This is a genomic window from Janthinobacterium sp. 1L-D-8-B-C4, assembly GCF_057291295.1.
In genome coordinates, this window is the sequence record NZ_JBXAVX010000002.1 from 354,811 (window position 1) to 374,267 (window position 19,457).

General features: G+C 63.5%; 19 protein-coding genes. 11 read left to right on the forward strand and 8 right to left on the reverse strand.

Going from position 1 to position 19,457, the window contains the following annotated elements:
- Positions 1-7: 7 nt before the first annotated feature.
- The 3 genes from AC0Z42_RS04795 to AC0Z42_RS04805 all read right to left on the reverse strand — a co-directional run bounded on the left by AC0Z42_RS04795 (position 8) and on the right by AC0Z42_RS04805 (position 3,468).
- Positions 8-1,165 (reverse strand): response regulator, encoded by a 1,158-nt coding sequence (locus AC0Z42_RS04795; protein ID WP_485467098.1) that lies wholly within the window; start codon positions 1,163-1,165, stop codon positions 8-10.
- Positions 1,166-1,696: 531 nt separating this feature from the next.
- Positions 1,697-2,752 carry a nucleotidyl transferase AbiEii/AbiGii toxin family protein gene (locus tag AC0Z42_RS04800; RefSeq protein WP_485467099.1) on the reverse strand — a complete coding sequence of 352 codons (1,056 nt, stop codon included), beginning with the start codon at positions 2,750-2,752 and terminating at the stop codon, positions 1,697-1,699.
- Positions 2,753-2,763: 11 nt separating this feature from the next.
- Entirely contained in the window at positions 2,764-3,468 is a 705-nt protein-coding gene (locus AC0Z42_RS04805) for a DUF6088 family protein (protein WP_485467100.1), read from the reverse strand.
- A gap of 253 nt (positions 3,469-3,721) precedes the next feature.
- Here AC0Z42_RS04805 and AC0Z42_RS04810 point away from each other — a divergent pair, with 253 nt between their 5' ends.
- From AC0Z42_RS04810 to AC0Z42_RS04820, 3 genes are all read left to right on the forward strand, one after another.
- Complete coding sequence (locus AC0Z42_RS04810) at positions 3,722-4,393, forward strand: DNA-binding protein (RefSeq protein ID WP_485467101.1); 672 nt, start codon at positions 3,722-3,724, stop codon at positions 4,391-4,393.
- Between the two features lie 155 nt (positions 4,394-4,548).
- Entirely contained in the window at positions 4,549-4,893 is a 345-nt protein-coding gene (locus AC0Z42_RS04815) for a KfrB domain-containing protein (protein ID WP_485467102.1), read from the forward strand.
- A 32-nt stretch (positions 4,894-4,925) separates the two neighbouring features.
- Positions 4,926-5,543, forward strand: a complete 618-nt coding sequence (locus AC0Z42_RS04820) for an IncP plasmid survival protein KfrC family protein (RefSeq protein ID WP_485467103.1) — start codon at positions 4,926-4,928, stop codon at positions 5,541-5,543.
- Here the strand turns inward: AC0Z42_RS04820 and AC0Z42_RS04825 are convergent.
- From AC0Z42_RS04825 to AC0Z42_RS04835, 3 genes are read right to left on the reverse strand one after another with little or no spacing between them, the layout of a single operon-like run.
- Entirely contained in the window at positions 5,523-5,960 is a 438-nt protein-coding gene (locus tag AC0Z42_RS04825; protein WP_485467104.1) for a conjugal transfer protein TraM, read from the reverse strand. The two genes, AC0Z42_RS04820 and AC0Z42_RS04825, sit on opposite strands and share 21 nt — an antisense overlap.
- Complete coding sequence (locus tag AC0Z42_RS04830) at positions 5,960-6,685, reverse strand: nucleotide-binding protein (RefSeq protein WP_485467105.1); 726 nt, start codon at positions 6,683-6,685, stop codon at positions 5,960-5,962. Before AC0Z42_RS04830 ends, AC0Z42_RS04825 begins: the two co-directional genes overlap by 1 nt.
- The gene (locus AC0Z42_RS04835) at positions 6,685-7,032 is read right to left on the reverse strand and encodes a TraK family protein (protein WP_485467106.1); all 348 of its coding nucleotides are present in this window, start codon (positions 7,030-7,032) and stop codon (positions 6,685-6,687) included. Before AC0Z42_RS04835 ends, AC0Z42_RS04830 begins: the two co-directional genes overlap by 1 nt.
- 346 nt (positions 7,033-7,378) lie before the next feature.
- Between AC0Z42_RS04835 and traJ the strand changes: the two genes are divergently transcribed.
- Genes traJ through AC0Z42_RS04865 form a run of 6 tightly spaced genes read left to right on the forward strand, consistent with a single transcriptional unit; the run spans position 7,379 to position 15,967 of the window.
- The gene (gene traJ / locus AC0Z42_RS04840) at positions 7,379-7,762 is read left to right on the forward strand and encodes a conjugal transfer transcriptional regulator TraJ (protein ID WP_485467107.1); all 384 of its coding nucleotides are present in this window, start codon (positions 7,379-7,381) and stop codon (positions 7,760-7,762) included.
- A gap of 12 nt (positions 7,763-7,774) precedes the next feature.
- Positions 7,775-10,039 (forward strand): TraI/MobA(P) family conjugative relaxase, encoded by a 2,265-nt coding sequence (gene traI / locus AC0Z42_RS04845; protein ID WP_485467108.1) that lies wholly within the window; start codon positions 7,775-7,777, stop codon positions 10,037-10,039.
- Positions 10,036-11,946: a type IV secretory system conjugative DNA transfer family protein gene (locus AC0Z42_RS04850; RefSeq protein ID WP_485467109.1), complete on the forward strand. Its 1,911-nt coding sequence runs from the start codon at positions 10,036-10,038 to the stop codon at positions 11,944-11,946. The genes traI and AC0Z42_RS04850 overlap by 4 nt, the downstream gene beginning before the upstream one ends.
- The gene (gene traF / locus AC0Z42_RS04855) at positions 11,943-12,479 is read left to right on the forward strand and encodes a conjugative transfer signal peptidase TraF (RefSeq protein WP_485467110.1); all 537 of its coding nucleotides are present in this window, start codon (positions 11,943-11,945) and stop codon (positions 12,477-12,479) included. The genes AC0Z42_RS04850 and traF overlap by 4 nt, the downstream gene beginning before the upstream one ends.
- A gap of 37 nt (positions 12,480-12,516) precedes the next feature.
- On the forward strand, positions 12,517-12,786 hold the full coding sequence (locus AC0Z42_RS04860) for a hypothetical protein (RefSeq protein ID WP_485467111.1): 270 nt from the start codon (positions 12,517-12,519) through the stop codon (positions 12,784-12,786).
- A complete protein-coding gene (locus AC0Z42_RS04865) occupies positions 12,758-15,967 on the forward strand; it encodes a zincin-like metallopeptidase domain-containing protein (RefSeq protein ID WP_485467112.1) in 3,210 nt (1,069 codons plus the stop codon). The genes AC0Z42_RS04860 and AC0Z42_RS04865 overlap by 29 nt, the downstream gene beginning before the upstream one ends.
- 500 nt (positions 15,968-16,467) lie before the next feature.
- On the opposite strand, the gene AC0Z42_RS04870 is transcribed toward AC0Z42_RS04865, so the two are convergent.
- Positions 16,468-16,656 (reverse strand): integrase core domain-containing protein, encoded by a 189-nt coding sequence (locus tag AC0Z42_RS04870; protein WP_485467113.1) that lies wholly within the window; start codon positions 16,654-16,656, stop codon positions 16,468-16,470.
- A 20-nt stretch (positions 16,657-16,676) separates the two neighbouring features.
- A complete protein-coding gene (locus AC0Z42_RS04875) occupies positions 16,677-17,537 on the reverse strand; it encodes a LysR family transcriptional regulator (RefSeq protein ID WP_485467114.1) in 861 nt (286 codons plus the stop codon).
- Positions 17,538-17,679: 142 nt separating this feature from the next.
- Between AC0Z42_RS04875 and AC0Z42_RS04880 the strand changes: the two genes are divergently transcribed.
- Positions 17,680-18,105 (forward strand): VOC family protein, encoded by a 426-nt coding sequence (locus tag AC0Z42_RS04880; RefSeq protein ID WP_485467115.1) that lies wholly within the window; start codon positions 17,680-17,682, stop codon positions 18,103-18,105.
- 58 nt (positions 18,106-18,163) lie between these two features.
- A complete protein-coding gene (locus AC0Z42_RS04885; RefSeq protein WP_485467116.1) occupies positions 18,164-19,420 on the forward strand; it encodes a cation:dicarboxylate symporter family transporter in 1,257 nt (418 codons plus the stop codon).
- Positions 19,421-19,457: the final 37 nt, after the last annotated feature.

Genomic DNA, 19,457 nt, shown 5'->3' on the forward strand with positions numbered 1-19,457 from the left:
CTGACGCTCACTGTGCAGGCAGGGTGTGTGCGATGGCGGCAGCTTGCTTGGCCATGTCCTGGTCGCTGTCGGCGTAGCGCGCGGCGATCTGCTGGAAGGCGGGCAGGTTGGCCAGGAAGGCGTCGCAGACGTCGGGATCGAAGTGCGAGCCGCGCCCCTCGGCGATGATCTGCACTGCCTTTTCATGCGGCATGCCTTCCTTGTAGACGCGGCGACTGATCAGGGCGTCATAGACGTCGGCCACCGCCATCAGGCGCGCCGAAATCGGGATGGCGTCGCCGGCAAGGCCTTCGGGGTAGCCGCTGCCATCCCATTTTTCCTGGTGTGAGTAGGCGATCTCCTTGGCCAGGCGCAGGAAGTCGACGTCCATGCCCAGCTGTTGCTCGGCGTGGGCGATGGCGTCGCGCCCGAGCGTGGTGTGGGTCTTCATGATCTCGAATTCCTCGGGTTCGAAGCGGCCAGGCTTAAGCAGGATGCGGTCGGGGATGCCGATCTTGCCAATGTCGTGCAATGGCGCCGACTTGAACAGCAGCTTGATGGTGTCGGGGTCGAGAAAAGCGCGGAAGCGCGGATGCTCGCGCAGGTGTTCGGCCAGCAGCTTGACGTAGTGCTGGGTGCGGCGGATGTGGTTGCCGGTCTCGTTGTCGCGCGTCTCGGCCAGCGAGGCCATGGCGTGGATCGTGACGTCCTGGATCGCGCCCAGCTCGCGCGTGCGTCGCTGGACTTCCTGTTCCAGGTAGTCGTTCTTGTCGCGCAGGAAGTCGGCCGCGTCCTTGACCTTGAGCTGGGTGCGCACTCGCGCCAGCACCACGGGCGGGCTGATCGGCTTGGTGATGTAGTCGGCCGCGCCCAATTCCAAGCCGTGCGTCTCGTCCTCGCTGGAGGCCATGGCGGTCAGGAAGATGATAGGAATGTCGCGCGTGTCCGGGTCGGCCTGCAGTGCCTGCGCCACCTCGTACCCGCTCATGCCAGGCATCATGATGTCAAGCAGGATGAGGTCGGGCGGCGGTGCATCGCGCGCGATGCGCAGTGCTTTCTCGCCGTTATTCGCTGCTTTGACCGTATAACTATCCTTGAGCAAGTTGGCCATCAACAGAAGATTATCCGGCGTGTCGTCCACGACAAGGATTACAGGCCTGAGGGGACGGGTATAAGATGAGTTCATGCTTAAATGCTCCAATCAGGTCTGCACTAATTTGTTGCCTAGACTATATCTGTGTCCTGTGTGCAAGTAAACCGCATATTAGTTTTGCTGCGGACAAGATGTCGAATCGCTCCCGGTGGTGGTACGCTACTTCCCCCGATCCCTGGGTATTGGATTGATTCTTCATCCTGCATAAAGCCTTTGTGAGTATCGCTAACCTCCGCATTTTCAATCGAAAATTCGGAAATCAAGATAAGGTAGTGATGGGGCGTTTGAGGGAGACTTCCGTCGCCAGGCTGAAAGTTTGCTCTGGGGTGAAAGCCGACCTATGAAGCTGCGATCCTGGCGTTTGCATGATTGCCGTATTTACCGCTGGATTAGCGCCATGGCCCGAGCACTTCCCGCCAAAAGCCGCTGCTCGCTTACAGACGCTCATTTTATGGTTCACCGGCGATGGTCTAAAGGTCGTAAACGACGCGTTGGCGATCGTGCAGCCTAACGGAAATCCTGTATGTCCGCAGAACCGGAACACGTTGGGAGCACTTGGCGCTCTTAAGGGGGCGTCGTGCTATGGCCGTTGACGCGCTGCTCCAGCTGCGCCACGCTGTCCAGTACCGCCTCTAGCGCAGGAATCTCGCCGAACACCATGCCGGTCATCGCCGCATAGTCGCGCCGCAGCGCTTCACGCATCGCCGGGCCTGGCGCCAATGTCAAGGCGCCGGGCTGCGCGGTGTCGAGTCCCAGGTCGCTGCTGCCGAAAAACAGCCGCGCGTGCCGGGCGCAGTCGGTGGCCAGTGCGTGGTCAGCCTCCCATGTCGCCGCCAGCGGTGCCTGTTCCAGCTGATGCACGTCATAGTAATGGCGCGAGACGCGCTGTCCACCGTGCCGAAGTTCTCCGCGACGGTCATGCCATTGCCGCAGGCCGTGCAGGATGATGACCTTGTCCCAGAAAGTGCGTTCCGGCTGCACGGTGACCACGTTGCTGACGGCCAGGTCCAGGTCCGGCAAGTCCTGTGCGACATAGGGCGTGACGGTGGCGGCGACATGGGGATCGAGCGCTGACTTGGCGCCTGCCTCGATCTTCACCGCCGAACGGATGTAGCCGCCGTCGGTGCCGGTGACAGCCGGGTACCAGAACAGCAATGTCTGCCCGTCCTTGTCATCGGGGTCCAGCTCCAGCCGGTGGTGGCCATCGGCAATGATGGTGGCCGCCAGATGGGCGAGTTGCGCTTTCAGTGACCCCGCGACGTGGGACTGGCAGGCGGTGCGGATGGCATCCAGGCGGGCGCGGCGCTTTTTACCGCTCAGTGCGTCAAGGTCGGCAACTTCTGCGGGATAGCCCAGGTCGTCGCGGAACACCGTGATGTCAATGTCTTCGGAAAACCGCGTGATCAGTCCGAACGCCTTGGACAGCGAAGTGCCGCCCTTGAACAGGAGGCGTGGCCCGCCAGGCGCCAGGCCATTGAAGAGCGCATCCAAGGTCCAGCAGACCCAGAAGTCTTTTTCCACGTTCTGAACCGCCGTGCCCAGGCGAGTGGCCGCGCCGAGAAACAGGTCGCGCCGGTCCGCCTCGCTGGCGTTGATGATGGTGTGAAACGCCGGGTTCAAAGCGGGTCTCCCTATGGGGTCGTGTGCAGTCCCGTGCTGGTGGTCTTTCCATTACCAGAGGGCGGATGCTGCTCTTTCGTTGCTTGTTGCGGATCGCAGCGAGGCAGTTCGCGCACCAGGCTTTGCATCCATGCCGGCAGCATGCCGAAGCCATCGAGCAGATCCTGGCGGATGGCGGCACCATGTGCCGTGTCGGCCAGGATCTTGCTGAGTTTTTTGAGGATGGCGGCCCGGTCAGACGGCAAGGTATCTTTCAGCCAGTACAGCGCCTGCACCACGCGCATGGCCGGACGCCCGGCCCAGTACAACCGGCTGGGCGCCGTGTGCTTGAATTCAATGGTCATGTTGTCGAGTTGAATCGTGCGGCGGCGCGTGTCGGTGTGGATGGTGACGCGGGCCGGTACCGCATCGGTCAGTCCAAGATCATTGGCGGCCGTCATGCCGTCGACCAGCAGGCGCAATTGGTCCCTGCGTGCAATCGCCTCGGTGACCGCACGGTAGTCCGGCGCGGTGGGCCGCTTGGTCAGGTCGCTGAGCCGGGGCCGGTCATACAGTCCCCGGTCGACGCGGCGCAACTCTCCCGCCAGCACCATGCGCTGCAAGGTTTTGTCGACGGCCTCGCGCTTGCCTAGCTGGCTGAAATCCGAGGGCACCCAGACCTGTCCCGGCGCTGACGCCTCGATCATCGCGTCGATGCTGGCTTTGAGTTCGGACATGCTTACCTCCTGTACGATATTTATAGCTCTTTTTCGGACAAGGAGCAAGAAATGTCCGAAAAATGTAGTTTTATTTCGGACGAAAATGCAATGCTCGTCGTTGACAGGCAGCTAAGGGCGGGCGCGCCTGTTTTGCGCCGCAGGCGATGCGCAAAGCTCTTCGTCCCCCGATACCGAACCTTTATTGCAGATCAAAACCGATAGGAATAGTAGGAATAATATTATTCCTACATGGTGAGTCACGGAGGCGGTCATGACCTTATCTGCGGAAGTCTATGAACGTATCTGCACAGCGGCGGATGCTCTGCACGCTCAAGGCGGTGGAGAGGCATTTCCTACCGTCGACGCGGTACGCAAGGCGGCCAGGGTCAGTATGAACGACGCCAGCGCGGGCATGCGCGAATGGCGTCGTGCGCATACGGTGCAGGCCGGCATGGCCGCCACCAGTGTGCCGGAAAAAATCCGCGACGCCGGGTTGGCGGCCCTGGCCGGCGTCTGGAACGAGGCGCAGGTGCTCGCGGGCGAGTCCCTGCGCCTGGCGCACTTGGCGTGGGAGACCGAGCGCGGGGAAGCGGAAACGCTGGCGCGGCAGATGGCCGATGCCTACGAAGTGGTACTGGCTGAACTGCAGGAATGCCAGGCCCAGCTCGCGAGAACGCAAGGCGAGGTGAGGGACTTGGTGCAGCAGAAAGAAACGATGGCAACCGCGCTTGCGGAAGTGCAGGCCGCTGCAGTGCTGTCGGCCGCACGCGCGCAGGAGATCGAGCGCCGCGCCCAGGAATTACGCACTGAGCTCGACCATGCCCATCAGGCGACGGCCCAGGCCAGGGCTGAACTGGCGCAGGCTCACGTGACCAGCCGCAATGAAATGAACGCCGCAAAAGCGGAGGCGGCGGCGCTTGCACGGCAGGGAGCGCGCAAGTAGCGGCATTCGATTGGGGAAGGCGGCCAGGCGACGCTGTCGTTGATGCAGGCCTTATTGCCTGCGCATGGCGAGGCCCGGGTTGAGCCGGCGGCATTAAAATGGCGGGCTGCGGAGCGCATCGTCTGGAACACGTATTGGTCAACAGGAGCGTATTGATGAAGCAAAGAGTGCTGGTGATGAACGGGCAGCGCCTGCTGCAAAACGAGCAGGGTGGTCAGTGGGCCACCAGCAAGGTGGACAAAGCCGGGGCCATCAAGCCCGGCATCTACGATATCTACCTGGCGCAGCCAGCCGACAAGGCCAGAACCTATGACGGCGTCATCCTGCATGCCGACAGTGCCAGCGTGTACCAGCAGGTAGGCAAGACATTGATCAAGCACGTCGCCGGCGATTTCGCTAAAGTACCTGGGACGGGCATCGACACCAGTGTCAGCTACCAGGACGGCCTGGCGCACAGCAGCGGCGCCAGCGTCAAGCAGGGGCGCAAGCTGAGCCGGTAGGGGATGGCCGCGTTGATAGCGGAGGCGCGATCATGAAGATACCGATGGAGCGGCCGCAGCAAGGCGCCAGCGCGCAGGCTGGCGCGCGCGGCGGCAACGCCGAGATGCAGGCCGATGACCAGTTTTACCAGGCGGCGGGCGAGCAGCTGGAGCAGGCGGCGATGCTCGAGGCCGCGCCGCTTGAATCGCGGTATGGCGCGGCGCTGGCGGCGCAGGTGGAGGCCAAGCACGAACAGGTCGAGCGCATCGAGGACAGGCTGGAGAGCCTGATCGAATCGCAGGCGTCCCGTCTGCAGCGCACGCAGCTGGGACAGCCGGGCATGCTGGCGCTGCCCGGCAAGCGCACGCAGTGGCAGCAACAGATGCAGCAGCAACAAAAAACCATGCAGCGGTTGCTGGGCCGCCTTGAGCTGGTGCGCGAGGTGCGCGACAGCATGGGCGTGCATGCGCCGCGTATCGAGGAGCTGGCCACCCGCAAGCTGCGCGCCCAGCAGCCCGAGCTGGCCAGCGAATGGGACGCGCTGCAGCAGGCGCAGCGCTTGCACCAGCTCCTGCTGCGCCAGAAGGAGGAGCAGCAGGGGCTTGACCGCAACCACGCGCTGCAATCCGCACGCGGCACCCGGCTCGGCCTAGCGCAGCACGGTCCATAAGGCCACCGCCGCCGCCAGGATCGCCAGGCAGCCAGCGGCGATATTCAATAGCGCGACGGCATGCGCGGCGCGCACGGACGCGGCGAGTTGCTGCAGGGCGCCGTCGATTTCGCGCCGCGCGGCCCTGGCTGCCTGGGCTCCGCCTTCCTGCATGGCGCCATCCATCGTCTCCCTGGCGGCGGCCAGCGCCGCGTCGAGGATGCGTTCCGCCTTTAACTTGGCGTCCATGCTCCAGCGCTGCGATAGCGCTTCCATTTCCTCCTTGAACCGGTCCAGTTGCGCCTGCTGGGCCTTGGCGCCGTCCTGCATCAGGCGGCTATTGATGGTTTGTAGAACCAGGATGGGATCGTCGCGCGATACCGCCAGGCCGTGCTTCGCGGCGATCTCGCGCAGCAGTTCCTCGGTGGGGTCGCCCATCACAGCACCATGGCGGCGTCGAGCTGGCCGTACACCAGGCGCTTGACGATCTTCAGGCGCTGGCGCGTCATCAGCGTCAGCGCTGACGTGGCCAGCGCCTCGTCGAAGGTCAGGCGCTCCTGTAGCATTCCGGCCAAGTCGCGTCCAAAGGTTTCCTTCTTCAGCTCGGGCAGGCGCACGATGGCCGACAGGCGCTCCTTGTTGGCCAGGTAGGCTTTCATTTGTTCGAAGCCTTTTCCTTCGTGCTCGACCGGACCCCAGTAGGGATTGAGCCAAGCGATGAAGCGGGTTTGCTCCGGAAACTGGCTGGCGAGATGGGCGAAGCCGCTGACGGTGTCGAGCAGGGCTTGGCCGCCCGTGATGACGGTATGCACCACAAGCTGGTGGCCGAGCTCTTCCAGCAAGGCCGGAATCTGGTTGCTGATCAGGTAATGCGACAGCGGCACGAAGGAACTGGCGCCATTGTCGATAATGGCGTCGCCGGTGGACTGGGCCACCAGGTCGATCAGGGCGTCGAAGCCGCGCGGATTGATCTCGTCGTCCTCCATCAGCTCGATGCGGCGCACCTGCAGCGCCTGGTAACCGTGGAAGGTGGCGTTGATGGGATCGGTATCAATGCAAAGCGGGAGGGCAGTCTTGCTGTGCATGTACTGGGCAAGCATGGCGGCGCTCAGCGACTTGCCGACGCCGCCTTTGCCTTGCAACATCATGTGGATATTGGCCATTACAGTAGCTCCTCTTTGCTGGGGACCGGGTTGAAGGTGAAGCCGGCGGGTGCCGGGGCGTGGACCGAGGCATTGCCGCCTTTCGCGGGCAAGGCAGGACGCGCCTGCTGCGCTGGGGCGCTGGACTTCTGCATGCGGTGCACGTGCTTGAGGAAGGTGTCGTAGCCGAACGGTATGCGTCCCAGCGCATGCAGGTGGCGCCAGATGGAGCACATCGAAAAGCCCGCCGCCAGGGCAGCGCGCACATCGTCGCTGACGGCCAGGAAAGCGACCAGATACTGGTCGCGTTGGGCGGGCCTGGCCCCCTTGAGCCATTCGCCCAATTGCTCGGGATATGGTTTATTCACGTCCTTGGCTCTCCATCATCCGCAAGGAAATTACACCGCCGTCATGCTTTGGCCGCTGTTGCCAGATCGACGAACCCCTGGCGTACCTCGGCGTCCAGCCATCAGGCCCGTTTCGATATATTGACCGATGAAATCCGCTCCGCTTTGTGCCAGAACAAGGGTTAAATCGAAAGGCCGTCCTACGATTAAATGGCCCGGTCGCTGCGCGGACCGGGGCAGGATAGGTGAAGTTAGCTAACCGGCACGCCGGTTCGCTATCTTCACTGAGCCTTATTCGCGCCTGCGGCGCTCAACGGACATCCTGCTCTGCGAGGCCTGCGCGGATCGCGCCAACCAGGAGCACATCATGGAAAACCCAACACCCGCCACCACCCGCAAGGGCCGCCACCTGCGCGTGCCGGTGCTGCCCGCCGAAGAGGCACAGATCAAGCGGCTTGCCATAGCGGCTGGCCTGCCGGTCGCGGCCTACCTGCGCAGGGTCGGGCTTGGCTACCGGCTGCCGGGCATTCTCGACCACCGCCGCGTGGAGGAACTGGCGCGCATCAATGGAGACCTGGGGCGGCTGGGCGGGCTGCTCAAGCTCTGGCTGACAAACGACGAGCGCACGGCCACCTTCGGCGAGGCGACGATCCGCGCGGTGCTGGCCAAGATCGCCGATACCCAAGATGAGATGCATGCCGTGATGCGCGCCGTGGTCCTGCCGCATGGGGGCGTGCAATTTAGCAGCTAAAAAATCGGACGCATGCGCCGGCGACAGTCGGCGCCAGACAGCAGGGAGGGCAGGGTGATCGCCAAGCATGTTCCCATGAAGGTCGCGGAAAAGAGCGGTTTTGCCAATTTGCTGGCTTACCTCGCCGATGCGCAGGCCAAGCGCGAGCGTGTCGGCTGCGTTACGGTCACGAACTGCCAGTCCGACCAGGCCCTGGTGGCCATCACCGAGATCCTCAATACGCAGGCGCAGAACCAGCGCGCGCTGTCGGACAAGACCTATCACCTGATCCTGAGTTTCCCCGCTGGCGAGGAGCCGGAGCCGGCCGTGCTCCAAGCCGTGGAAGCGCGCATCTGCCAGGGCCTGGGCTATGGCGCGCATCAACGCATCAGCGTGGTGCACCACGATACAGACAACCTGCACGTGCACATCGCCATCAACAAGATCCATCCCACCCGCTACACCATCCATCAGCCGTACCGCGATCACGCCACGCTGGGGCAGCTGTGCGCGGCGCTGGAAGACGAATTCGGCCTGCGCCATGATAACCACCAGGCGCGCCAGACTGGCGCCGCCAGCCGGGCGATGGACATGGAGCGCCAGGCTGGTGTCGAAAGCGTACTGGGACTGGTGCGCCGTGAATGCCACGCGCAGATGCGCGACGCGGCTTCATGGCAGGCACTGCATGGCGTGCTGCTGGTGCATGGCCTGGCGCTGCGCGAGCGCGGCAATGGCCTGGTGATCGTGGCCGCAGACGGCACCGCCGTGAAGGCCAGTTCCGTGCACCGCGACTGCAGCAAGGCGCGCCTGGAGGCGCGGCTGGGGCCATTCGTTCCCGGTCCAGCCGGCGTGGCAGATGGGCGTGGCACGCATGCGCGCCGGCCGCTGCGCCTGGGCGTGCCCACCGACGCACTGTATGCGCGCTATCAGGAGCAGCAGCACGATGCCGTTTTGGTCCGCACCGGCGTGCTGGCTGGTACCCGTGCGCAGCACAAGCGCTTGATTGCCGAGGCCAAGCGTACGGGCCGGCTCAAGCGGGCGGCGATACGCATGATTGCCTGCGGCCCGCTGGCCAAGCGCATCCTGTACGCGGCGGTCTCGAAGACGCTGGCTGCGGACATCGCGCGCATCAACGGCAACTACCTCGCGGAGCGCCGCGCCATCCGCAGCCAGCACGGGAGAATGGCCTGGACCGACTGGCTGCGCACCCGCGCGCAGGCCGGCGACGCGCAGGCGCTGGCTGCCCTGCGTGCACGCGGGGCAAGCCAGGGCCTGAACGGCAACACGCTGGCAGGCAGTCCGCTGGCGGAGACGCAAAACCGCCCGCTGCCGCCGGGCGGCCTGCGCCACGACAGCGTGACCAAGCAAGGCACGCTCATCTATTGCGCTGGCGCGACCACGATCCGTGACGACGGGCATAAGCTGAAAATCACGCGCGGCGCCACGCAGGCGGGCCTGAAGCTCGCGCTGGACATGGCGGTGGCGCGCTATGGGCGCTGCCTGCATATCGGCGGCAGCGCCGCGTTCCAGGACCAGGTCATCCAGGCGGCGGCTGCCGCGCACCTGGCGGTCACGTTCGACGACGCCGTGCTGGAGCGGTGCCGTCAAGACCTGTTGCGTGCCCAGGGCACAAAGGAGAACCACGATGCAGAAGCAGGATCACCACGCCAGGGCGCTCAGCCCGGCACAAGCGCAGCGCGAGGCGCTGCTGGAGCGGGCGCTGGAGTCGATCGAGCGCGAGCCGCCGCCGCCAACGCCAAACCACGGCGCGCCTCCGCATCCCGAGTCCGTTCCGAGCCCGACCCTGGCGGCCCTGGACGCCATCCGCCGCCCGCAGCCAGGCACCGCCTGCGAGAGCTGCCGCAACTCGGTATGGTTCGCATCAAAAGTGGAACTGAAGTGCTATTGCCGCGTGATGTACCTGGTCACGTGGAGCAGCAACCAGCCGCAGCAGATCAGCGCGTGCGACGGCATGTTCCTGGGCGGCGAACCGTAGCGGACACGCAGATATCGGCCTCGGCGGCGGTGGAGGCGTTCCTGCTTGAGCGGGAACAAACAAGGCCGGGATTATCCGATATATCGAAATTTGAACGATATGATGGTGTCAAGGGAAGGGCTGTTTTTGCAGGGCTGCACGACGCGCGCGGCCAGATGCTGGCGCTGCTGAAGCGGGGCGAAGCAACCATGGTCCTCCCGGTCAGCGAAAGAGCAGCCAAACGCTTGAGCAAGCTCTCTCCTGGAGAGGCCGTCACCTTGACGCCAGATGGCGTCATCAAGACGAAAGGACGGACCAGATGAAAGACAGGTTCAATAACGCAGTCGGCCCACAGGTGCGCAGCGCGCGGCGCGGCGCCGGCAAGGCCATTCCCGTACTCGCCGCGCTCACCCTGCTTGGCGGCTTCCAGGCGGCGACGCAGTTCTTTGCCCACCTTTTTCAATACCAGAGCGCGCTGGGCTGGCATGCCAGCCAGTTCTATCCACCCTGGGCCATCGTCGGCTGGGCGTCCAGATGGCGCGGCCAGTACCCGGACGCCGTGATGCAGGCGGGCAGCGTGGGCATCAGCGTGGCGGGCATTGGCCTGATCGCGCTGCTGGTGGCCAGGATGATCTCGGTCAACTCGGCCCGCGCCAGCGAATACCTGCACGGGTCGGCCCGCTGGGCGAACCTCGCGGACATCCGCGCCGCCGGACTGCTGCCCCGGCCGCGCGCCCTGTGGCAGGTGCTGGCCCGGCGCGCGCAGCCGACCGCCGGCGGCGTGTACGTGGGCGCCTGGCTGGACCGGGCGGGCCGGCAGCATTATCTGCGCCACGACGGGCCGGAACATGTGCTGACCTACGCTCCCACGCGCTCGGGCAAGGGCGTCGGCCTGGTGGTGCCGACCCTGCTCGCCTGGCCGCACAGCGCCGTCATCACAGACCTGAAAAGCGAGCTGTGGGCGCTGACCTCGGGCTGGCGCCAGAAGCATGCCGGGAACAAGGTGCTGTATTTCGAACCGGCCGCCGCCAAGGGCAGCGTGTGCTGGAATGCGCTCGACGAAATCCGCCTCGATACCGAGCATGAGGTGGGCGACGTGCAGAATCTCGCCACCCTGATCGTCGACCCGGACGGCAAGGGGCTCGAAACGCACTGGCAAAAGACCAGCCAGGCGCTGATCGTCGGCGTGATCCTGCATGCCTTGTACAAGGCGCGCGCCGAAGGCACGACGGCCACCTTGTCCGTGGTCGACGCCATGATGTCGGACCCGAATCGCGGCATCGGCGAGCTGTGGATGGAAATGATCACCTATAGCCACGTAGGCGGGCGCAATCATCCAGTGGTCGGTTCGGCCGCGCGCGACATGCTTGATCGGCCGGATGAGGAAGCTGGCTCGGTGCTGTCGACGGCCAAGTCCTACCTGTCGCTGTACCGCGATCCAATCGTCGCGCGCAACGTGAGCCGCTCGGAATTTTGCATCCGCGACCTGATGCACCACGACAGCCCCGTGAGCCTGTACATCGTCACGCAGCCAACCGACAAGGCGCGCCTGCGCCCACTGGTGCGCGTGCTGGTCAACATGATCGTGCGCCAGCTGGCCGACCGCGTCAGCTTTGAAAACGGCCGCCCCGTGGCCCGCTACCGGCACCGCCTCTTGATGATGCTCGACGAGTTTCCCAGTCTGGGCAAGCTCGATATCATGCAGGAGTCGCTGGGCTTCCTGGCCGGCTATGGCATCAAGTGCTACCTGATCTGCCAGGACATCAACCAGCTCAAGAGCCGCGAAACCGGCTATGGTCCCGATGAAAGCATTACGTCGAGCTGCCATATCCAGAACGCCTATCCGCCGAACCGGCTGGAGACGGCCGAGCACCTGTCCAAGCTGACCGGCCAGACCACCGTGGCCAAGGAACAGGTGACCACCAGCGGGCGGCGCACCAGCGCCTTGCTGGCGCAGGTGTCGCGCACCATCCAGGAGACGCAGCGCCCGCTGCTCACCCCGGACGAATGCCTGCGCATGCCCGGCCCGGTCAAGTCAGGCAGCGGCGACATCGAGAAGGCCGGTGACATGGTCGTCTACGTGGCCGGCTATCCGGCGATCTATGGCCGCCAGCCGCTGTATTTCCAGGACCCGGTGTTCCAGGCGCGCGCCTCGGTTCCCGCGCCCGCCAAAAGCGACAAGCTGCGCCATGCGCACCGGCCTGCGGACGGCGCGGGCATACGGCTATGAACAGCACCGCCATGAAACTGGGCGCATGGAGCGCTTATATGGGTGCGGCGCTGCTGGTGCTGGGCATGGCCGCCCATGTCGCGGGTGCCCGTATCAACAGCAGCCGCAGCATCCCCCTTGGTTTGTATTGGACCAGTTCCGCGCCGGTGGCACCTGGGCGCTATGTGATGTTCTGTCCGCCGCAGATCGGGGTGTTCGAGGAAGCGCGGCGGCGCGGCTATATCGGCGCGGGTTTCTGTCCCGGCGGCTACGGCTACATGATGAAGAAAGTGCTTGGCGCTGGCGATGATGCAGTCAGCGTGGGGCCAGACGGCGTGCGCGTCAACGGCCGCCTGCTTGCGCACAGCGCGCCGCTGGCCACCGATGGCAACCAGCGCCCCATGGCCCGCTACCAGGCGGACCAGTATGTCCTCAGCGATTACCAGTTGCTGCTGATGGCCGATGCCAACCCCAGGTCTTTTGACGCGCGCTACTTCGGCCCTGTCCAGCGGGCGCAGGTCAAGACCGTGATCGTTCCCGTGCTTACCTGGTAGCACGCCCATTTTGAACCGCAAGCCAAGGAGAAAACCCATGATGAATGAACGAGACAGGCAAACCGGCGTGGCGATCGCGGAAGCACAAACCATGGCCGCCGTCCTGCGCGAGAAGCTTGGCGACGCCGCCGTGCCTGGCGGCCTGGCCGAGTTTGCGCCGGATGAAGCCGAGCAGGCCGGCTCCTTTGCCGAGGACGCCGTGGACGAACAGGATGCGGCGGCGGGCGTCATCGACCTGGCCGATGCCGGCGCGCCGCCGCCAACAGGGAGCGCAAGCCATGAGCGGTCAAGCGAAGTCGCTGATTGACACCATCGCCGAAAAGCTGATCGCGCAGCTGAAGGAGGGCACGGCGCCCTGGCAAAAGCCCTGGCAGCCTGGCGACCCGGGGGCATTCCTGCCATTCAATCCCACCACGGGCAAGCGCTACAAGGGGATCAACTCCCTGCACCTCATGAGCGAGGGCCATGCGGACCACCGCTGGATGACCTACAAGCAGGCCGCTGCGCTTGGCGCGCAGGTGCGCCAGGGTGAAAAGGGCACGCCGATCCAGTACTGGAAATTCACCGACAAGGAAGAGGCGGCAACTCCCGGCGGCATGCCGCCGCCGTTGATTCCGGACCAGCACGTGGAAAAGCAGCCTCTCAGGCTGGAGCGGCCGCAGATGTTCTTTTCCACGGTATTCAACGCAACGCAGATCGACGGCCTGCCGCCGCTGGCGCCACCGCCGTCTGTTGCCTGGGTGCCGGCCGAACGGGCCGAAGGGATATTGCAGGCGTCGGGCGCGAAAATCGAGCATGGCGGGCGCGAAGGCAGGGACAGCGCTTTCTACCGGCCGGCGACTGACACCATCCATTTGCCCAGCAAGGAGCAGTTCCCGACGGCCGACAATTACTATGCGACTGCCCTGCATGAACTGGGCCACTGGACCGGGCATGCGAGCCGTCTTGGCCGCGATCTTGGCCACCCGTTCGGCAGCGAAGGCTATGCGCGTGAAGAACTGCGCGCGGAAATCGCCAGCATGCTGCTGGGCGATGAACTCGGTATTGGCCACGATCCCGGCCAGCATGCGGCCTATGTCGAGACCTGGATCAAGGTGCTGCAGTCCGATCCGCTCGAAATTTTCCGGGCCGCGTCCGCAGCCGAGAAGATCCAGGCGTATGTAATGGGCCTGGAGCAGGTGCAGACGCAAGGGCTGGCAGCGTCGACGAAAGCGGATGAAGGGCGCTTTATCGTCAGCGAGCGGGTGGCTGGCGTGGACCGATTTTCGCAGTCCTTCGCCACGCTGGACGACGCGGCACGCTGCTATGTGACGAAGTCGCAGTCCTTCAACCGCAGCATGGAGGCGGACGGGCGCCAGCTCGCTGCCGTGGTATGGGGGCCTGACGGCGATTTCGACGGCGAGTTCTTCGCGTCGCCGGAAGTGAAGGCGGCCGTCGAGGCGGCGCAGGAAAAAGAATGGCAGGCGCTCGATGCGGCGCAAGCCGATCGGCAAGTGGATCAGACGGAAGGGGAGGCGATCATGCAAACGGAAATGGACAATGTGGACGACAGCGAGGTATCGCGGACGCGTCTGCAGCTGCTGCGCGGCGATGTCGCCGATGCGGGTACGGCTTTTGATGATGCCGCCTTGCGGCACCTGGGCTTCACCCTGCCGCACGACTGGAACGGCCGCGTGATGGTGCAGGGCATGGCCACCGGGGAGGTGGATGGCGAGCAGCAGGAAGCATCAGCCGAACAGCTGGGTCTTCAGCCCGAGTTCTGGGGGATCTACGCGCAGCAGGCCGATGGCCGCCACCAGTGGCTGGCCGAGCGCGACTCCCAGCGCGAAGCGGCGCAGCTGGCTGGCAGGCTGGCACTGATCGATGCGCACTCCGAAACCGATGAACGCGAGCAGGCCGTGAAGCTGGCTAGATTGCATGAAGAGCGGGTCCGGCGCGATCCTGAGAGCGGGGTCGATGACCTGATGGCGGCGCGCGAAGCGCGCAAGGGAGCGGAACTGGCTGCCGTCACCGGCAGCGCGGATCTGCAGCGCCGCGTGGCGCAGTTCGAGGATGGCGGCAGCGCCATGCTGCTTGCCGTGCCGTTCAGGGAGAAGGACGAAGCCAAGGCGCTGGGCGCGCGCTGGGATCGGGCGGCGCAATCGTGGATGGTGCCGCCTGGGGTTGATCCCGCCGTGTTTGAAAAGTGGTACCGCAAATCGGCTGCGCAAGGCAATGGCGAAACGGCGCCGGAGAACGGCGCGCCAGCCGAAGCGCGCCAGCCGCGCCAGTATCTGGCCGTGCCCTATGGCGAACGCAGGCTGGCCAAAGCCGCCGGCGCCGCATGGGACAAGGTGGCAAAGTCCTGGTATGCGGGCGCGAAGGCCAATATGGCGCGGTTGGCGCGCTGGATGCCTGGCAAGGCTGGCAGCCAGCAGGCACCGGCCATGACGGCGCAGGAGGAATTCGCGGACGCGCTGCGCAGCCTGCGCTGCGTGGTGAGCGGTGAGCATCCCATCATGGATGGACAAAAGCACCGCATCACCGTGGAAGGCGAAAAGCACAGCGAGCATTCCGGTTCCGGCTTTTATGTTGCGCACCTCGATGGCCACCCGGCGGGTCACATCAAGAATAACAAGACGGGCGAGGCGATGGACTGGAAGTACAAGGGCTACGCGCTGGACCCGGAACAGAAGGCCCGTCTGCAAGCCCAAGCGGCCACCCGCTTGCAGGAACGTCAGGCCGCTCAGGCCCAGCAGCAGGAGGCAGCGGCGAGCCGCGTGGCGCGCCAGATGGCCAGCCTGCTGCCAATGGCGGAACCGACGCCGTACCTGGTATCGAAGGGGCTGCTGCCAACACCGGGCATTTTCACCGACAAGGAAGGCAAGACCAGCTACATTCCCGCCACCGACGCCGACGGCAAGCAATGGAGCATGCAATACATTGGCGAGGATGGCAGCAAGCGTTTCGCGCGCGACAGCCGCAAGACAGGCTGTTTCCATGCCGTCGGCGGACTTGAATCGCTGACCCGCGCGCCCGCGCTAGTCATTGCCGAAGGCTATGCGACCGCAGCTACGTTGTCCAAGTCACTGGGCTTTTGCACCGTCGCCGCCTTCGATTCGGGCAACCTGCCACTAGTGGCCAAGGCGCTGCACGGCCGTTTCCCGGCCAAGCCGGTGATCATCGCCGGCGATAACGACCAGCACCTGGAAGCGGAGCAGGGCATCAACCCCGGCAAGACCAAGGCGGGGGAGGCGGCACACCTGACAGGCGGCCGCGTGCTGCTGCCCATCTTCGCTCCGGGCGAGCAGGCGGCCGATCCAAAGGGATGCACTGACTTCAACGACCTGGCCTGCAAGAGCCGCTTGGGCATGGAAGGGCTGGAGCGGCAGGTGCTGCCCGTGGTGCAGTCCGCGATTGAGAGCCTGCAGGCCAAGGCCAAGGAGGATTCGTTGTCGCTCGCGCGCGAACCGATGCAGCGCCGGCTGGCCAGGTCAGGGCCGCAGTGACAGCGTTAGGGCCGGATTTATTGCGGCCTGTAGAAGAACCAGAAAACCATCAACCGGAGGGCTGATATGGATGTCTTGCCAATTACTGCCGCGCCGCTGATCCCGCATGTTGGCGGTGCTCGCAGCCAGTTTTGCCATCGTTTGCAGCCGGCAATGCGGTCGAGGCGCTGTTAGCTTGGCAGCCGTTTGAGTCGAACGGCGAAAAAGTACGGTTTTTGCTTGCTGTTTTTGATGGCGGGCAAGGGCCGTGTGCCTATTTTGTGCGAAAGGTTATACATGCGCCTGTTGCGGAGAATTCCCAAAACCGCCGTAGCCAAGCTATCTGATTATTATCATCTAATCGTCTTCTTCTTACCTGAGCGTATAGGGAAAAGCATGAAAAGCCTGTTGACCCACATCGTTGAATCCACACAAGAAATGCCGGTACGCTATGTTTACAAGTGTGCCGATTGTGGCCATCGAGGTGATCTTGCCCCTTATAGCCGGACACATCCTAAAGCTTAATTAACGCCGCTTTCCTGAGCCCGGCGCGCCAGCTCCCTCCTGTACATGCGAGATGATTTCAAATTCAACGATGAGTGAGGATGCACCTCGTTGAAATGCGTGAAAGCGTCTGGAAGCTGAGCCAGCACGGCCTCGGCAGTGCTACGGTCCATCAGGATGACGTAGTCCCGTCTGAACGTCTTCATGAGCAGACGAGACTGGATACTTAGATATGTTTTACTATCAGCTCTACTAGCATACGCGCTGGGGCGCTCAGGCTGGCCTGCGCACGATGCACCAGGCCAATATCACGATGAAAGGTATGAGCCCCCAACTCAACCGCGCGCACGGCCGCCGGCCAGCGCCGGTGAGCCGATGTTTGTGGCAGCAGGGCCACTCCCACGCGGTTGGCCACCAGCTTGACGATGGCGTCGAGCTCGTCGACTTCGCACACTTCGCGCAGAGGCAACTGCATTTCCCGCAAAAAGCGGTCGACCTGGCGCCCGCCGAAGGACGCCCGGTCATAGCGTACGAACGGCTGCTGCGACAGCAACTCCACCCAGTCATCCCCAGGCACGTCGCGTGGCACGATCAGGCGGAACGGTTCACGCGCCAGCGTGGTCCAGCGCAAGTCGCTCTGCAGCGCGAACGGCGGGCGAATGATGACGGCCATGTCGATCTCGCCCGCGTCGACCATGTTCAGCAATTCCATCGACAAGCCGGGCAGCACACGCGTGCGGCAATCGGACAACTGCCGGTGCAAGGTGGCCAGCGCGTCCGGCAGGAAGGAGCGCTGCACCGAGGCGATCGCGCCGATGGTGACCTTGGCCGCCGGAGCACCGGCGCTGGCAGACCCGAGGTTGTCGTACAGGCGCAGCAGTTCCTGGGTCTGCTCCAGTATCTGGTGGCCCATTTTATTGAGACGCGAGGAACGTCCCGCGCGGTCGAACAGCGACAGGCCCAGTTCGGCCTGCAGACGCTGCATTTGCGCGCTGACGGCCGCTTGCGTCAGGCCGATCTTGTCGCCGGCGGCCGCAAACGTGCCTTCGCGCGCGACCGAGACCAAGGTCTTGAGTTCTCGTATCATTCATCAATCCTGTTTGTGTTTATCGAAAAAATATATTGATTATTTTTTTCAGTTCGAGATTCTACAATACTTGAGCGTGATCATTGACTTGCGCGCAGCACGCCGTACCACGACGTCTTTACACACTAACAGGAGATTTCAAATGAGCCTTTCACCTTTCCACCTCGCCATTCCCGTCTATGACTTGCCAGCGGCGCGCAGCTTCTACAGCGACGTTTTTGGCCTTGAGGAGGGGCGATCCAGCACGCAATGGGTTGACTACAACTTTTTTGGCCATCAACTGGTGATCCATGAACATCCGAAGACCGCCTCTCAGGAACACGTGCATTCCAACCCGGTCGATGGACATGACGTGCCGGTACCGCACTTCGGCGTGGTGCTCGGCTGGAGCGAATGGGAAGCCCTGGCCGAGCGCCTGAGAACCTTCGGCACCAAGTTCGTCATCGAACCGTATATCCGTTTCAAGGGCCGGGTCGGTGAACAGGCCACCATGTTCCTGTTTGACCCCTGCGGCAACGCCCTGGAATTCAAGGCTTTTCAGAACATCGACCAGTTGTTCGCCAAGTAATACCGGTGGCACGGGTCTCGCCCGTGCCCAATTGCCATAAAATAAAACGGGGACAGGCATGAAACGGATTTCTTTGGTTGTACAAATTGCCATCGGACTGGCGCTGGGCATACTGGTCGGCTGGTATTTCAACACGCACCCCTTGCACCAGGACTGGGTCAGCTCGCAAGTGCTCAAGCCACTAGGCGATATCTTTATCAAAATGATGAAGATGGTGGTGGTGCCGCTGGTGTTCTGCTGCATGGTGCTGGGCATTGCCGGCGGCGACAACAAGTCGTTCGGGCGCATGGGCATCAAGTCCATCGCTTACTTTTTCGCCATCACCAGCCTGGCCATCGTGGTTGGTCTCCTGCTGGCCAACCTGTTCCAGCCTGGCACGGGTACCGATATCTCCTCCATGGTCCATGGCAGCACGGCCATGAAGATGGAGCCGCCCAAAGGCGCACTGGTGATCCTGCAAAATATCGTCCCTGACAATATTTTCGTGGCCCTGGCGGAAGGCAAATTGCTGTCCATCCTGTTCTTTGCCGTGCTGTTCGGCGTGTCCCTCAATTCCCTGCCGCTGGCCAGAAGCGCGCCAGTGGTGGCCGTGCTGCAAGGCATACTCGATACCATGTTCAAGGTGGTGCGCATAGTCATGGCGTATGCGCCGATCGGTGTGTTCGGCATGATAGGGGCGACCGTTTGCAGTTTCGGCTTCGCGTCGCTGTTGCCTCTGTTAAAACTGATCGGTGTGGTGTACCTGGCGTTACTGCTGTTCGCACTGGTGGTGCTGGGTGGAATCTGCTACCTGATCGGCGAAAACATCTTCAAGCTGATCCGTTATTTCAGGGATGAGTTGCTGCTGGCCTTTTCCAGCGCGGCGTCGGCCGCCGTGATGCCGCAGCTGATGGAAAAGCTGGAAGCCTATGGCGTGCCACGGCGCATCGTCAGCTTCGTGGTGCCGGTCGGCTACGCCTTCAACCTGGACGGCGCGGCCATCTTCCTTGGCGTGGCGACCATCTTTATCGCGCAACTATATGGCATCGACCTGTCGGTGACACAGCAAGCTATGCTGGTGATCACCATGGTGCTGACGTCGAAAGGGGCAGCTGGGGTGCCGGGCTTTGCCATCATCATTTTGTCCGCCACACTGGCCTCGGCCGGACTGCCGCTGGAAGGTGTGGCCCTGATCGCCGGGATTTTCAGGATCATCGACAGTGGCACGACGACACTCAATGTGCTGGGTAATGCCGTCGCGCCGCTGGTCATCGCACGCTGGGAAAAAGAGGCTTTGCTGCCGCAACAAGACTTGGCGGGAATGGCCCGTCCTTGAGACAAAAAAAAGCTTGCGGACACCGCAGCGCCGCAAG

What these genes read in the sequence shown, in the direction of transcription:
- AC0Z42_RS04795 (WP_485467098.1), bottom strand. Translation starts at nt 1,165, where the DNA reads ATGAACTCATCTTATACCCGTCCCCTCAGGCCTGTAATCCTTGTCGTG.
- traJ (WP_485467107.1), top strand. Translation starts at nt 7,379, where the DNA reads ATGGAAAACCCAACACCCGCCACCACCCGCAAGGGCCGCCACCTGCGC.
- AC0Z42_RS04875 (WP_485467114.1), bottom strand. Translation starts at nt 17,537, where the DNA reads ATGATACGAGAACTCAAGACCTTGGTCTCGGTCGCGCGCGAAGGCACG.
- traI (WP_485467108.1), top strand. Translation starts at nt 7,775, where the DNA reads ATGCGCCGGCGACAGTCGGCGCCAGACAGCAGGGAGGGCAGGGTGATC.
- AC0Z42_RS04825 (WP_485467104.1), bottom strand. Translation starts at nt 5,960, where the DNA reads ATGGGCGACCCCACCGAGGAACTGCTGCGCGAGATCGCCGCGAAGCAC.
- AC0Z42_RS04850 (WP_485467109.1), top strand. Translation starts at nt 10,036, where the DNA reads ATGAAAGACAGGTTCAATAACGCAGTCGGCCCACAGGTGCGCAGCGCG.
- AC0Z42_RS04885 (WP_485467116.1), top strand. Translation starts at nt 18,164, where the DNA reads ATGAAACGGATTTCTTTGGTTGTACAAATTGCCATCGGACTGGCGCTG.
- AC0Z42_RS04870 (WP_485467113.1), bottom strand. Translation starts at nt 16,656, where the DNA reads ATGAAGACGTTCAGACGGGACTACGTCATCCTGATGGACCGTAGCACT.
- AC0Z42_RS04805 (WP_485467100.1), bottom strand. Translation starts at nt 3,468, where the DNA reads ATGTCCGAACTCAAAGCCAGCATCGACGCGATGATCGAGGCGTCAGCG.
- AC0Z42_RS04860 (WP_485467111.1), top strand. Translation starts at nt 12,517, where the DNA reads ATGATGAATGAACGAGACAGGCAAACCGGCGTGGCGATCGCGGAAGCA.
- AC0Z42_RS04815 (WP_485467102.1), top strand. Translation starts at nt 4,549, where the DNA reads ATGAAGCAAAGAGTGCTGGTGATGAACGGGCAGCGCCTGCTGCAAAAC.
- AC0Z42_RS04865 (WP_485467112.1), top strand. Translation starts at nt 12,758, where the DNA reads ATGAGCGGTCAAGCGAAGTCGCTGATTGACACCATCGCCGAAAAGCTG.
- traF (WP_485467110.1), top strand. Translation starts at nt 11,943, where the DNA reads ATGAACAGCACCGCCATGAAACTGGGCGCATGGAGCGCTTATATGGGT.
- AC0Z42_RS04880 (WP_485467115.1), top strand. Translation starts at nt 17,680, where the DNA reads ATGAGCCTTTCACCTTTCCACCTCGCCATTCCCGTCTATGACTTGCCA.
- AC0Z42_RS04830 (WP_485467105.1), bottom strand. Translation starts at nt 6,685, where the DNA reads ATGGCCAATATCCACATGATGTTGCAAGGCAAAGGCGGCGTCGGCAAG.
- AC0Z42_RS04820 (WP_485467103.1), top strand. Translation starts at nt 4,926, where the DNA reads ATGAAGATACCGATGGAGCGGCCGCAGCAAGGCGCCAGCGCGCAGGCT.
- AC0Z42_RS04810 (WP_485467101.1), top strand. Translation starts at nt 3,722, where the DNA reads ATGACCTTATCTGCGGAAGTCTATGAACGTATCTGCACAGCGGCGGAT.